Below are 11,973 nucleotides of genomic sequence, written 5' to 3'. Positions count from 1 at the left end.
GCCCCGAGACCCGCATAATCCACCGAACCGCCGTATACGGACCCGTACGTACGGTGGTGTGGGAGGGGCGACGCCGCGAGGCGTCCCCCTATCCCGATTTTTAGCTCGGCCTGCCTCAGCGGCGGAACATGCCGCCCATCATGCCGCCAACGACGCCACCGACGAAGGCCGCACCGGCGGCATCGCCGCCGCCGTTGCTGCGGGGAGCAGGAGCCGGCGCGCTGCCGGCTGCGGGGGCACCGCTGGCACGCCGGGCCGCCTTCTGGCTGTTATCGCTCGCGGTCGGCGTGCCGGCCACGATCTCCGCGAGCAGGGCCTTGTGTTGGAGCTTGTTGAGGTACCCTGACGACGGATACCCGCGTGCTGCCTGCCAGCGCTTGAGCACCGAGCGCGTCTCATCGCTGAAGACACCGGTCAGCTTGGTGTCGAAGCCGAGCCCGGTGAGACGGCGCTGCACATCGCGACGCTGGTTCTTGTCCAGCCCCATCTGATCTTCGGTGAGCTGGCTGGCCTCGTCGGTAAAGGTCGCGGGATCGATGCCTGCATTGAGCGCCCGGGTCGTGGTCGACGGGCCGCTCTTGATCGCCGCGAGCCGCGCCAGCGCCAGCGCCTTGAACTGACCGTTCGGATAGGCCGAGAGATAGGCGTTGAGCTCTTCCGGCTTGTTGGACTCCTTCACCGAGCGCCAGTACTCGAGCTCGACACCGTCCGAGCTGCCGCCGGTGGCAGCCGCCGGCACGCTACCAGCCGCCGTCGGCGACGCGTTGGCCACCTGCGTGGTGGGCGCCTGGTTGAGGTAGACCGCGCCGATCAGGTTGGTGTGACCCCAGGGAAGCTGGCCCTTGTGGGTCTCCTCGTTGACCTGGGCACGCACCTGGGTCATCGCCTGCTGGATCTCGACGCCGGGCTTGGTGATGTTGTCGATCAGCGCGCGGGTGAACGGGCTGTTGTTGCCTTCCTGGCCGTCGAGCGCGGTCTGTCCCGGGCCGGTGGCGAACGCGATCAGGGTGCCTTCGCCGGACTTCATTTCAGCGAGGCCACTCTGCACGTTGACGCTGCGGGTTGCGGAGTTCGACTTGATCTTCGCCGCAAACGGATTGTCGCGGCAGGCGTCGAGGAAGACGAGCTTGACCTTGGCATCGCCCATGGTTTGATCGAGGGTCAGGTCGATGTTGATGGCGGCGCCGAGCTTGACGTCCATCTCCGATTTGATGTCGGCATCGACCGGCAGCAGATAGTTGGAGCCGCCGACGGCAATGCCGTGACCGGCATAGTAGAACACGGCGACATCGGAGCCCTGCGCCTTGCGGCCGAAATCAAGCAGCTTCTCCGTCATCTGGTCGCGCGACAGGTTCGAACCTTCAATCACCTCGAAGCCGACATTGCGTAGCGTGGCCGCCATCGCCTTGGCGTCGATCGGCGGGTTCGGCAATTGTGCGACGTTCTTGTAGGCGCCATTGCCGACCACGAAAGCGACGCGGCGATCAGCCTTCGCGGCGCTGACCGACAGCGCCATGCACATCAGCGAGGCGAGGAGGGTGAGAATGCGCATCTGAAATCCCCATCAGAATCGAATTGCAGGCAGCAACAAATTGGCAGCGAACTTACACAAATTGCCCGGCTCCGCGCCAGCAAAACGACTAGTCGCCCAACTCACTGCGTTGCGGCCGAATGTGCACGATGGAATGCCCCTCCAACGTGATCCAAATCACTTTCGACCACCCTATTTTGTTTTGTCTTTGTTTTGTCGCGCGAGGCGGCACGTGGTTCACGGCGCGGGGGCAGGGGCCGGTGCGGCGGGCTTCAGATTCAATAGATTTCCGAACAGGATCAGCGCCGCGCCGAGCACGGTCCAGGCGTCCAGCCGCTCCGAATAGAGCAGCCAGCCGGCGGTCGCGGTCAGGGGAACCCGCAGGAAGTCCATAGGAACGACGATGGTCGCGTCCGCGTAGCGCATCGCGCTGGCGAGACAGTAATGCGAAAACGTGCCGCAGACGGCGATCACGCCGACCCATGCCCAGACATAGGCCGACGGCCAGCTCCAGACGAACAGCGTCGGAACGAAGCCTGCGACCGATTGCACCACCAGCATCCAGAACAGGATCGAGAGCGCGCTTTCGGTTCGGGTCAGCGACTTGACCAGTGCCATCGATACGCCAAAACCCATGGCGGCGCCGAGTGCGATGACTTGGCCCGGATTGACCTCGCCGGTGGCGGGCCGGACGATGACGATCACGCCGATGAGGCCGAGCACGATGGCGGCGATCTTCCACGGCGTCATGCACTCGGACAGGAAGCTTGCCGCGAGCAGCGCCGTCCAGATCGGCATGGTGAATTCGATCGCCACCACCTGACCGATCGGGATCAGCGTCAGCGCGACGAACCAGCCGAGCTGGGCGACATAGTGCACCAGATTGCGCCCGATGTGCTGCGGCAGGCGCGATGTCCCGAGCACCTTGAAGCCGCCGGCGCGGTAGATGATCGGCGAGAGCAGAACGAAGCCGACCAGCGACCTCACTTCCATGATTTGAAAAACGTTCAGCTCGCGCGTCGTTTCGCGCCCGGCAACCGCCATGACCAGCATCAGCGACAGCCATCCGGCCATCCAAAGTGCAGCCATGGTTTTGGACGGTGTCATGCTCATCGGGATGAAATGTGGGAAGCGAGAATCCTGAAGGGAGGCCGGTATCGGCGACATCGGCGCCGTTTGCAACGGCCAAATCTGCCGGTGCAGCGATGCACGGCGGCGTGCTAAGGCTTCGACGAACAACGAGAAAAACGGGAGGACTTCATGCGCATCCTGCAGCCGGCCGAATGGTCGAAGCCGCGCGGCTTTTCCCATGGTGTGGTGGTGGAGGGGCCGGGCCGATGGGTGGTGCTGGCCGGACAGACCGGCGGCGACGAGACCGGAAATTACGCGCCTGATATGGCAGCGCAGGTTGCAACCGCGCTGAATCGGATCATCAAGCTGCTGGCAGAAGCGGGCGCCGGCCCCGAACATATCGTCCGCCTGACCTGGTACCTGACCAGCCGCAGCGAATATGAGGCTGCAGGCGCCGGCATCGGCACAGCCTGGAAGGAAACGCTCGCGCGCAATTTCCCGCCCTCGACATTGCTCTATGTCGGCGGGCTGGTGGACGAGCGGGCCAAGGTCGAGATCGAGGTGACGGCGTTCATTCCGAGCGCATAAAAAATCGATCCGGCGAAGTCGCCGGATCGATTGTCGTATCACCGTACTGGCCTATTTCGACAGCGCGATGTTGGCGCCGCGGAACTGACTGTCGGCGCGCATCGTGACGGTCTGCTTGTTGCCGCTCGTCTTCAGCGCGAGGTTGGCGTTGAAGCCCGCGGCGGAGACGACCACTTCGAAATTTCCACCGCCGCCGCGGCCCAGAAGCGAGCCGCTGATATTGCGGCTGGCTTCGCTCCAGCTCCCGCTAATGGCGCTGCCTTCCGAGCGGACGCTGGCCGCGAGATTGAACTTGTAGGCGTCGCTGGCGCAGGTCAGCGACATCTCCATGGTCGGCCCGATCGGCGCATATTTGGCCCGGCAGCGGATGCGCTCGGTGGAGCCGTCGTCCAGGATGACGGTGCCGCCACCGCTCCAGGTTCCTGCCATCGGTGCGAAGGGGCCGGACTGAGCGTTGGCTTCGGTGTTCGCGAACGCTGCCGCAAACAAAACGGCGGTCGCCGTCAGCAGCCGCCGGTTTAGAACGCTGGTCCCGAATTGCTTACTGGCGCGATGCTTCCCACCGCCCGCTGCACGGTATGCCTGCAGATGCTCCATTCCACTTTCCCGATCCGGCGTTGCCGCTGAGTTGACCGTTGGCATATGCACCATTGATCGAAACTTTCACAAGACCCTCCCGGCCGATGGTGCCGGAAACGTTAGCGCCGGGCGCGGTGATTTTGCCGTCGGCAACGGTCAACATCGAGCTTGCGGTGGGTTCGCAGGAGCCGCTCTTGGTGACAATGGTGACCTGCCAGTTGCCGTCATAGGGGGTCTGGGCGAAGGCAGGAGCGGCGAGGGTGCCGGCCAAAACTGAAGCGGCACAGAACACCGCAATGCGATCAAAACGCATAAATTCCGTCCTTGAATATGTCTGAGATGATGCCACTTATTCGGGCGAAATGTGACGGAAATTTGTTGCACTGCCAAATTGAAAATTGTTCCTGTGGAAACAATGGTTTATTTGCGTTTCCGGTTCCGATTTTCGAAGCGAAATCAAAGCGACCTCACGTTAAGGGTAAATGTCAGGACAGGCTTGGCGCCGAGGTTGCGAACTGCTCGTCCTGGAGCTTGGCCGGAAGCGCCTTGTGAACCTTGGCGTAGTCGATGACGTCACCGAGCAATTTGAGCCCGAGCGGCGCGAGTGCGCGCTCCCACAACTCGCGTGCCGTCTCGCCGTTCTTGACGAAGCACCAGTCCTGAGCGGCGATGGCGCCGGCGTCCATGCGGTCGGCGAGATGATAGATCGTGCCACCGGCGATCGGATCACCTTCCTTGATGGTCCATTCGACCGCAGCCTTGCCGCGGTGGCGCGGCAGCAGCGAAGGGTGATAGCCGATCCCGCCGAGCTTCGTTGCAGCGAGCGCGTCCTTGCCGATCCGCGCGTGGCTGTGCGCCGTGATAATCAGATCAGTGTCGGGCGCGATCTCGGAGGCGACGACCAGCTTCGGATTGGCCTGCACCACCACCTCGATGCCGGCGGCCTGGGCGGTCGCGGCGAGGCGATCCTCGGCATCGGCGACCACGATCCGCACGATTGATACGCTATGCTCCCGGAGCATGTTCAAGGTGGTGACGCCGAAATGGCGGGAGCCAACGAGTGTAATGCGCATGGGTGTCCGATCCGTTTCGCAGCTGCGTCATCCCCGATAACACGTCCGGACGTCCTGTCACCATCCGCAGGGCGTTTGTACACCGGTCGATTGCGCAGCCGGGCGCTCGAGTGCATTCATGCGCGCATCCGATCGGCTCGGAGCGAACTGATGCGAACCGCGTGGTTTTCTCTTCTTGCAGCATTGATCTTGGTAGCTCCGGCCCACGTCGGCGGGCCCTATCCGGCGATACCGCCCGAGATCGGCGTGGCACCGTCCATCGGTCCAGCCTGGGACACGGATCGCTGCGCTCATGCCGCGCATCGCGAAGTCGCCGAACGGTAACTCTCCGTCAACCCGTCTGGCGTATCGACGAATCTGTCGCGGATTTATATTGCGTACCGCGACACCGAAGTGTCCCGCCGGCGCGGCTGTGCCGCGCGGGCATTTCTGCCGGGACCGATTTCATGCCGAGCGCGATTGAGCAGATCGTCGACACCTATGTGCGACTGAAGAACCGGCGTGGCCTCGACGAGCTGATGATGCACAGGCAGCGGCTGGCGGTTGATCTGAAGAGCAGGTCCGGATTCGATTTCAGTCTGCCGATCGGCAAGATCGATGAGGAGATCGCGATCATCGAAGCCGGCCTCAGCCGGCTCAAGGCGGATTCCGCCGATCTCGGCGCAACACGATCCGTCTGAAGCAATCAGTCGCGCCGGCCGCCGTCGATCACCGTGAACAGCGGCCGCGCCGGGGTCGGCTCGACCAGAAGCTCGTCCACCAGTGCGGTGGCTGCATCGACATATTTGCGCGTCGGCTTGTCCAGCGGACGCCTGGCCTCGTCGTCGAGGGCGATTTTTGCCGCCTCGACCAGCTTGCGCATCCGCGCCGCATGGTCGTCGCCTGCGGTCAGCGTTGCGCGCGCAAGCGAGCGCAGCACGAACAGCTCGCCCTCGAGGCGGAGCAGACGGTCGTTGAGCCTGGTGAGGACGGCGTTGAGATCGGCCATGGCGGGTGTTCGGGGCAGAGGATCCATCTGATCTAGCGGCGATCGGTGAACGGAGTCCCAACGCGATTGGCGCAATTGGCCCGATTCTCGCGCGAATGCGACATACCTGTCGAGGCAGGCCGGATTGGCCATCGCCTCCTTGTTGATCACCTTCTCCACGGGCTGCCCGAGCAGCGGTCATTGCAGATCGGCTTCAGTTGCGGGGAGGGGAGCTTAACCCGTATCACACACGTAGCAGAAGCCGCAGGATGGGCCCAGTCCGCGCCGGGACGACGCTGGAGTGGTGTGCGCAACTGTTCCAGCATTGTCATTGCGTGCACAGCGAAGCAATCCAGACTCACCGCGGAGAGACGCTGGGTTGCTTCGCTGCGCGCGCAACGACGGAGTATGTTTTGCGCGATGGATGACCGTGTCGGCGCTCGCCTACCAGCCCACGCCGGCCCAGCGCCTTCCGAACACCGGCGGCTTGCTCTTCACCGCTTGCCAGCCGAAGAAATGATGCTTGCCGGACCAGCTGTGTACTACGCCGCTGCAGACGCTGCATTTGAAGCTGCCGGCGTGCGGCTCGGTGTGCTCCTCCCGGGTCGCGCTGTAGCTCATGCTGCAGCCGGGGCAGGTGAATTCTTCGATTGTCCAGATGGTGTTGGCCATTGCACCGAAAGTGTTTTTGTGACGTGGAGGTCAAGCGTAGATGCGAGCCTTTGCAGCGGCGTAAACCGGTCGGCCGAAATCCGGTTAATGGCCGTTAGGCAAACCCGGTCGGCTACGGCCTCCATCTTTCGGGGCGCAATGAGCGCCGGCCGGCCCAAATCGCGCCGCCGGTGAGCGTGAACGATCACGTTCAGGGCGGTGTTAACGCCCGCCGGGCCATCTGGTCGCCTTGACGCCGGATGCATTGCTGGCAATAACGCAGGAACCGCGCAAGCGCCGGACGTCGCGTCGATGCCGCAAGGAAAGCCGTGCCCGTGAAAAGTCTCCGTCAGCTCCTGACCGGAGAGGACATCATCCAGCTCGTGATCCGGCTTGGCCTTCTGGCACTGCTGATCATCTGGACGTTCTTGATCATCCGTCCGTTCGTGCCGATCCTGGCTTGGAGCTGTGTGCTCGCGGTCGCCTTCTATCCGGCCTTCAACTGGCTCGCCAAATTGCTGGGCGGCCGGCCCAAGACCGCAGCGGCGATCCTCACCCTGCTCACGCTCGGTATCGTCCTCGGCCCGGCGACCTGGCTTGGCATCAGCGCGGTGGACGGCGCGCGGGAGCTGGCGCACCAGCTCGGCACCGGCGACCTCGCGCTCCAATCGGCGCCGGAGCAGATCAAGTCGTGGCCGGTGATCGGCCCGACGCTGTTCGAGCTCTGGGATCAGGCCTACAACAACATCCGCGCGGTGCTGCGCGAGGTCGCGCCCTATCTCCAGCCGCTGGCGGGACCGCTGTTGTCGCTCGCCGGCGACGCCAGCCTGGGAACGCTGCAGTTTCTGGTCTCGGTGTTCGTCGCCGGCTTCCTGTTTCCGCACGGGCCGCGGCTGGTCGCGGCAGGGCGCGGCTTCCTGTTTCGCATCGTCCCCGAGCAGAGCGAGCATTTTCTGAGTCTTGCCGGCGCCACCATCCGCGCGGTGGCGCAAGGGGTGATCGGCGTCGCCATCGTGCAGGCGCTGCTCGCCGGCTTCGGCTTCAAGCTCGCGGCCGTGCCGAGCGCCGGCCTTCTCGCCTTCATCGTGCTGCTGCTCTCGATCGTGCAGATCGGCGCCTTCCTCGTGCTGCTGCCCGTGATCATCTGGATCTGGACCGCCAAGGACGTCACCACGGCGCTGCTGCTCACGGTGTTTCTCGTCCTTGTTGGCTTCATCGACACCATGTTGAAGCCGCTGGTCATGGGGCGCGGCCTGACCACGCCGACGATCGTGATCTTCGTCGGCGTGATCGGCGGCACGCTGGCCCACGGCATCGTCGGCCTGTTCATCGGACCGATCATCCTGTCGGTGGCGTGGGAAATGGCGGCGGCCTGGATCAGGACGGAGGACCGCTCCGAGGCGGGGGCGCGCGAAGGCTGACCTCGCGCCTGGCAGGCGATCCGCCCGCCATAGGCCCAGGCTGTGATCAAAGCGCCGCCGAACTTGTCTATTGAAGTAGACAAGTTACCATTGGGCACGATTCTATTTTTCGATTACGGCAGCAATGGCGAAATCTTCCAAGCTGGTTGCCGCCAAGCGCGGCAAGGTGTTGTTGGTCAGACGCCGATCGGACGGCCTGTGGATGTTCCCGGGCGGCCGCAGGCACGCGCGCGAGTCGGAGAAGGACTGCCTGCGGCGCGAGATCAAGGAGGAGCTGCCCAAGCTGAAGCTCGGCAGGATCAGCCTCTGGAAGGAAGTGACGGCCAGGAACAAGCGCTCCGGCCGCAAGATGAGCGACGCGATCTTCATTGCCAAGGGCGCCAAGGGCAGGCTCGCCATCGGCGACAAGAAGGAGATCGACCGCGCCGCCTGGCACAAGCCCCGCGGTATCCGCCTGACCCCGACCTCGCGTTACATCCGCGATCGGCTGTTTCCGAGGAAGCAGCGGCGGCGGAGATGAGCTACTCCTCATCCTCCGTCCCGTGCGTCCGCCCGGCATATGATCGCGAAAAGCTAGCGCCCGTTTGCGATGCGGATGCCCTGGTTCCTTCAGTCTCGCGCTGCTCCTTGCGGGCCTTGCGCGCGCGCCTCATCGCGAGCTTGACCTGAGGATTCGGCGAATCCTCAGCGAAGAACAAGACAACTTCGCAACTCGGACATTGCCGCGAATAGCCGTCCTGCAACCGCCCCGCACGATCGCGAAACACGGTCTTGCAGCGCGTGCACTGAATTTGGACAAAGCTCACGTGCGAACAACAATGACTATTCGAAATGCATCGTTACGTGACGCCAAATGTCTGAAGAAAGCTTGAATGCCGGCATGAGATGATCGGCAGGGCCCACGGCATCCGATGCAACGGACGCGAGCATGCGGGCGGCGCTAGCGGAATCCGCGGCCGCGTCATCTCCGCAAGAGGCGGGTGCGGCGTCCGCTAAAGCTGCCCGCTCGACCGCTACTGCTTGGCGGCCAGTGCCTCCAGGCAATGGTTGAGATAGAGGGTGCGATCTCTCGGCAGCACCTTTTCCAGATCCGCCTTCATGGCGCATTCGCGCTGCCGTATCTGCTCGGCACGGCGCTTTTCCGCGGCCTCGCGATATTCGGGAGCGACCTTGTTGGGGTCGACGAGGGCCTGGGATCGTGCGGGGTCGGCAGCAAAGAGTGCAACGGCTGCGATGATAATGATTGATTTCAAATGAGCCTCCGTAAAAGGGCTTATCCTAGCGCCCGGTTTCGGAAGGCTCAAACGCTAAGTGAGGGCGAACGACAGCGCAGCTCTGTCCGAGCCGTATCGCCGAAGGCCGGTCGGAGGCGTTGGTTTCGCCTACTCGGCACGCCGAACCGATAGCGCGATCCGCGGCTAGATGAGTTTGGCGACGTCGATGCGCCGGGTGAAGTCCGTCACTTCGAGGCTTGGTCGATCTTGTGAGCCAAATGCCCGGTATCGTGGTCGCGACGCAACTGGCTCAGCGACGTTTCGTTCAACTGAAGCAGGACCTCACCGAGTGTTGTCGTATCCGGATACCCGGCCGCAAAACCCTTTCCGTAGATCTTGCGCAACGTACCGACCATCGTATTGCCGTACTTCTTGCTGATCGCGCCATCCTTGTCCCGATGGCGGCCATCCAGGCCCGTTTCCTTCATGTGTCTCTCCCTGTAGGGCGTCTGCGCGCCTGGGGAGACCGTGCTCCCAAATGAGTTGATAGGCAACTGCATGGCGCGCGGGCGTTGAGCGCCGGTTCGTGCCACCGCAACAGCGTTGCCGTCGAGTGTCCATCGTGTGGAACAAACCGGCGAAATCGTGTGAACCAGTTCACAGTCGATCTCCGAGGCCACTGTTATGAAGCCCTCATTGCATTACCGATTGATATTTTGAAAACGCCCCAGCGCTCCCTACCAGGCGCTGGGGTTTTCATTTGGATCACCGCAACGCCCAGGGTTCGCCAAGCGCGATCTGATGGGCGGTGGCTTCTGAATAGCGAACGCGGGGCGGCTACGCGGCCTGCTCCTCAAACGAGGAGTATACTCGTCCGGTTGGATCAATGATCTGAACGTCCCGGCACCCGTCCTCGACGAGCTCTCTGGCCTTCTTGAGAGCGGCCGCGAGTGACAGCCGCTTGAGGCTGACGACGCCTGCCGTGTCGAAACCGCTGATTTCAAACATGCCGCTCTCTCCTGTTTTGCTGAATCCTATACCTTTTTGGGGAGTTGTCTGCGGCTTTGTCGTGCTTCGAAGCAGGCTGCCCCATGATCAATTCCATCGCATAGACCCCGTAATCGGCCGGGGTGGCTGGAGATGCCGGGCGACCAAGCCGCTAACGTAGAATTAAGCTGAAATGCCGACAATTTTGGGCAGTTGTAGGTGGGTGCTGCGTAGAGGAGTCGTCGCGAGGACGTTCCGCCGTCGGCTTCCTTTTGCCCGCTCATTTGAGGTCAATGCACATGACCACGACATCGGAAGCGCAAGGCCTCGTCGAACAATTCGACCCTGTAGCACTGGCACTCGCCGCCGCAGCACCCGAACCTGCAGCGCAGGAAGCTCCAGTACCTCTCAAGCGGTCCAGCCGGAAATCGGTCCTGGCGCTGTCGGTGTGCGCCCTGGCCATCAATGGCTCGGCGGCCATCTACACATTGCCGTCTGATTTTCCCTCTCCGAATTTCAGCAGCTTGGTTGAACTGCTTCCGCGCCGGGAGGCTTCCGCGCCAAAAACGGATCCGGTTGTCGCTGCCTTGAAGGATATTCAGTCGGCCCAGCAGCAGCACACGGCGTCGCTGCAGGAGAATAACCACGCATGGCAGCACAATGCTGCTCTGCTGCAGCAGGATTCAATGGTGCTCCTTTTTCTGCGGCAGAGCATCACGGACGAACGGGTCGATGTGAGGAAGATATCTTCGCAGCTTTCCACGCTCATTGCGAAGGTCGACACGCTGCAAAGTGCAATGATGTCGGACGTCACGTCCTCCATCCGAAGAGCGCATGCTCGCTACGGACTGTCGGCAGCCATGCGCAAACGGATGGCTCGGCAGTCGAAATCTGTAGGGCCTGTTTCGGTTGGAGGAGCTCCCCTGAGCATGCCGGCTGCGACGTTGGCTCCGGAAAGCTGAGGAATCGTCAAACAAGTCGCTTGGGACCAGGTCCGCGCTAGTTCCAAGGGCTTAGGCTGCGCGATTTAGTGCACTGGCACTGCCGCAATTCTTGCGCTTCACACCCTCCGCAACCGCCCGCTCGACCTCGGCGGCGAGCACGCTCAGGTGATCCGCGAGCTTGGTGAATAGTTCGAGCTTTCCACCGAGCGAAAGGTACAGCCAATGTCGAAAACCGAACAGACAAAATTGCCGAGTTTTCCCAGCCTCGGGCTGGTCCAAACGGCGGATCTTCTGGGGCACTATATTGATGAAGGGGCGTGTAATGGATGATCGTGCGCGACTGGATGATCGTCACTTCGCTCTGCGCCAACACCTTGCGGCACTCGCTTCTCAAGTTTCCGAACTTGAGATCCTTCGAGGCCAAGTAGCCGAGGCCGAGCGCAGAATCTTCGGTGTGGCAGGCGAAACTAGGAAGGCGGTTTATGAGGAGTCCAGTTGGCCCGGCCAGCACGCGATAATGTGAATCGGCGACGAAATCGGGCCTTTGAAGACTTAGCTGCTACCGCCCCAACCCCGGGGGCTGGATTTTGGACAATCGTGATTACCGACAGCAATTTGAGAACATGTCTGTCGATGAGCTGTGGGCTTTGTTCACGGACGTCGATCAGATTTTGGCCGCGAGGATCATTGCTAAAAAGGAAGAACTAGGTACCCGGAATCAGAGCTGAGTGATACGGCGACCCTTGAAAGGACGTTGGCAGACCTTTTTCTTGGTCCAGACGAAGGGCTCGGCTTTGTCGTTGTACGCGTTGACGTAGGCATCGATGTGTTCCTGAAGCTGTTTGAGGCTTGTGAAGGAAGCACCGCTGAGCGACTGCCCTTGCAAGATCGAGAACCATACCTCGACCTGATTGAGCCAGGACGCGCTTGTCGGGGTGAAATGAAAT

16 protein-coding genes and 1 pseudogene are annotated in these 11,973 nt (G+C 62.3%); 5 read left to right on the top strand and 12 right to left on the bottom strand.

Annotated elements, in window-relative coordinates:
* Nucleotides 1–115: 115 nt before the first annotated feature.
* Both IVA82_RS43385 and IVA82_RS43380 read right to left on the bottom strand, forming a co-directional pair.
* Nucleotides 116–1,552: a caspase family protein gene (locus IVA82_RS43385; RefSeq protein WP_247383544.1), complete on the bottom strand. Its 1,437-nt coding sequence runs from the start codon at nt 1,550–1,552 to the stop codon at nt 116–118.
* Nucleotides 1,553–1,768: 216 nt separating this feature from the next.
* Entirely contained in the window at nt 1,769–2,644 is an 876-nt protein-coding gene (locus IVA82_RS43380) for a DMT family transporter (protein WP_247383543.1), read from the bottom strand.
* A 147-nt stretch (nt 2,645–2,791) separates the two neighbouring features.
* On the opposite strand from IVA82_RS43380, the gene IVA82_RS43375 reads away from it, so the two are divergent.
* Nucleotides 2,792–3,190 carry a RidA family protein gene (locus IVA82_RS43375; RefSeq protein WP_247383542.1) on the top strand — a complete coding sequence of 133 codons (399 nt, stop codon included), beginning with the start codon at nt 2,792–2,794 and terminating at the stop codon, nt 3,188–3,190.
* Nucleotides 3,191–3,241: 51 nt separating this feature from the next.
* On the opposite strand, the gene IVA82_RS43370 is transcribed toward IVA82_RS43375, so the two are convergent.
* From IVA82_RS43370 to IVA82_RS43360, 3 genes are all read right to left on the bottom strand, one after another.
* Entirely contained in the window at nt 3,242–3,787 is a 546-nt protein-coding gene (locus tag IVA82_RS43370) for a hypothetical protein (RefSeq protein WP_247383541.1), read from the bottom strand.
* Complete coding sequence (locus tag IVA82_RS43365; RefSeq protein ID WP_247383540.1) at nt 3,732–4,082, bottom strand: hypothetical protein; 351 nt, start codon at nt 4,080–4,082, stop codon at nt 3,732–3,734. Before IVA82_RS43365 ends, IVA82_RS43370 begins: the two co-directional genes overlap by 56 nt.
* Before the next feature lie 172 nt (nt 4,083–4,254).
* Nucleotides 4,255–4,842, bottom strand: a complete 588-nt coding sequence (locus IVA82_RS43360) for a formyltransferase family protein (RefSeq protein ID WP_247383539.1) — start codon at nt 4,840–4,842, stop codon at nt 4,255–4,257.
* Between the two features lie 446 nt (nt 4,843–5,288).
* Here IVA82_RS43360 and IVA82_RS43355 point away from each other — a divergent pair, with 446 nt between their 5' ends.
* Nucleotides 5,289–5,522: a hypothetical protein gene (locus IVA82_RS43355; RefSeq protein WP_247383538.1), complete on the top strand. Its 234-nt coding sequence runs from the start codon at nt 5,289–5,291 to the stop codon at nt 5,520–5,522.
* A gap of 5 nt (nt 5,523–5,527) precedes the next feature.
* Here IVA82_RS43355 and IVA82_RS43350 read toward each other — a convergent pair whose 3' ends face one another.
* A complete protein-coding gene (locus tag IVA82_RS43350; RefSeq protein ID WP_148739671.1) occupies nt 5,528–5,830 on the bottom strand; it encodes a hypothetical protein in 303 nt (100 codons plus the stop codon).
* Nucleotides 5,831–6,253: 423 nt separating this feature from the next.
* Nucleotides 6,254–6,481 (bottom strand): hypothetical protein, encoded by a 228-nt coding sequence (locus IVA82_RS43345; protein ID WP_148739670.1) that lies wholly within the window; start codon nt 6,479–6,481, stop codon nt 6,254–6,256.
* Between the two features lie 308 nt (nt 6,482–6,789).
* On the opposite strand from IVA82_RS43345, the gene IVA82_RS43340 reads away from it, so the two are divergent.
* Complete coding sequence (locus IVA82_RS43340; RefSeq protein WP_148739669.1) at nt 6,790–7,881, top strand: AI-2E family transporter; 1,092 nt, start codon at nt 6,790–6,792, stop codon at nt 7,879–7,881.
* A 124-nt stretch (nt 7,882–8,005) separates the two neighbouring features.
* A complete protein-coding gene (locus IVA82_RS43335) occupies nt 8,006–8,401 on the top strand; it encodes an NUDIX hydrolase (protein ID WP_247383537.1) in 396 nt (131 codons plus the stop codon).
* 493 nt (nt 8,402–8,894) lie between these two features.
* Here IVA82_RS43335 and IVA82_RS43330 read toward each other — a convergent pair whose 3' ends face one another.
* The 3 genes from IVA82_RS43330 to IVA82_RS43320 all read right to left on the bottom strand — a co-directional run bounded on the left by IVA82_RS43330 (nt 8,895) and on the right by IVA82_RS43320 (nt 10,103).
* Nucleotides 8,895–9,134, bottom strand: a complete 240-nt coding sequence (locus IVA82_RS43330) for a hypothetical protein (protein WP_247383536.1) — start codon at nt 9,132–9,134, stop codon at nt 8,895–8,897.
* Between the two features lie 206 nt (nt 9,135–9,340).
* Nucleotides 9,341–9,583, bottom strand: a complete 243-nt coding sequence (locus tag IVA82_RS43325; RefSeq protein ID WP_247383535.1) for a hypothetical protein — start codon at nt 9,581–9,583, stop codon at nt 9,341–9,343.
* A gap of 349 nt (nt 9,584–9,932) precedes the next feature.
* Nucleotides 9,933–10,103: a hypothetical protein gene (locus IVA82_RS43320; protein ID WP_247383534.1), complete on the bottom strand. Its 171-nt coding sequence runs from the start codon at nt 10,101–10,103 to the stop codon at nt 9,933–9,935.
* A 272-nt stretch (nt 10,104–10,375) separates the two neighbouring features.
* Here IVA82_RS43320 and IVA82_RS43315 point away from each other — a divergent pair, with 272 nt between their 5' ends.
* Nucleotides 10,376–11,044, top strand: a complete 669-nt coding sequence (locus IVA82_RS43315) for a hypothetical protein (RefSeq protein ID WP_247383533.1) — start codon at nt 10,376–10,378, stop codon at nt 11,042–11,044.
* Nucleotides 11,045–11,095: 51 nt separating this feature from the next.
* Here IVA82_RS43315 and IVA82_RS43310 read toward each other — a convergent pair whose 3' ends face one another.
* The gene (locus IVA82_RS43310) at nt 11,096–11,305 is read right to left on the bottom strand and encodes a hypothetical protein (RefSeq protein ID WP_247493907.1); all 210 of its coding nucleotides are present in this window, start codon (nt 11,303–11,305) and stop codon (nt 11,096–11,098) included.
* Nucleotides 11,306–11,744: 439 nt separating this feature from the next.
* Nucleotides 11,745–11,973 (bottom strand): annotated as a pseudogene (locus tag IVA82_RS43305) (IS630 family transposase); the annotation flags it as partial.

Source organism: Bradyrhizobium sp. 142 (assembly GCF_023074015.1).
Lineage (GTDB): Bacteria > Pseudomonadota > Alphaproteobacteria > Rhizobiales > Xanthobacteraceae > Bradyrhizobium.
Note: the sequence above shows the minus strand (reverse complement) of the source record. Positions and strands in the feature narration are given on the sequence as shown.

Bases quoted from the DNA above. Each gene is read 5' to 3' on its own strand.
- IVA82_RS43320 (WP_247383534.1), bottom strand. From the start codon at position 10,103: ATGTTTGAAATCAGCGGTTTCGACACGGCAGGCGTCGTCAGCCTCAAG.
- IVA82_RS43355 (WP_247383538.1), top strand. From the start codon at position 5,289: ATGCCGAGCGCGATTGAGCAGATCGTCGACACCTATGTGCGACTGAAG.
- IVA82_RS43345 (WP_148739670.1), bottom strand. From the start codon at position 6,481: ATGGCCAACACCATCTGGACAATCGAAGAATTCACCTGCCCCGGCTGC.
- IVA82_RS43350 (WP_148739671.1), bottom strand. From the start codon at position 5,830: ATGGCCGATCTCAACGCCGTCCTCACCAGGCTCAACGACCGTCTGCTC.
- IVA82_RS43315 (WP_247383533.1), top strand. From the start codon at position 10,376: ATGCACATGACCACGACATCGGAAGCGCAAGGCCTCGTCGAACAATTC.
- IVA82_RS43380 (WP_247383543.1), bottom strand. From the start codon at position 2,644: ATGAGCATGACACCGTCCAAAACCATGGCTGCACTTTGGATGGCCGGA.
- IVA82_RS43365 (WP_247383540.1), bottom strand. From the start codon at position 4,082: ATGCGTTTTGATCGCATTGCGGTGTTCTGTGCCGCTTCAGTTTTGGCC.
- IVA82_RS43385 (WP_247383544.1), bottom strand. From the start codon at position 1,552: ATGCGCATTCTCACCCTCCTCGCCTCGCTGATGTGCATGGCGCTGTCG.
- IVA82_RS43335 (WP_247383537.1), top strand. From the start codon at position 8,006: ATGGCGAAATCTTCCAAGCTGGTTGCCGCCAAGCGCGGCAAGGTGTTG.
- IVA82_RS43370 (WP_247383541.1), bottom strand. From the start codon at position 3,787: ATGGAGCATCTGCAGGCATACCGTGCAGCGGGCGGTGGGAAGCATCGC.
- IVA82_RS43360 (WP_247383539.1), bottom strand. From the start codon at position 4,842: ATGCGCATTACACTCGTTGGCTCCCGCCATTTCGGCGTCACCACCTTG.
- IVA82_RS43325 (WP_247383535.1), bottom strand. From the start codon at position 9,583: ATGAAGGAAACGGGCCTGGATGGCCGCCATCGGGACAAGGATGGCGCG.
- IVA82_RS43375 (WP_247383542.1), top strand. From the start codon at position 2,792: ATGCGCATCCTGCAGCCGGCCGAATGGTCGAAGCCGCGCGGCTTTTCC.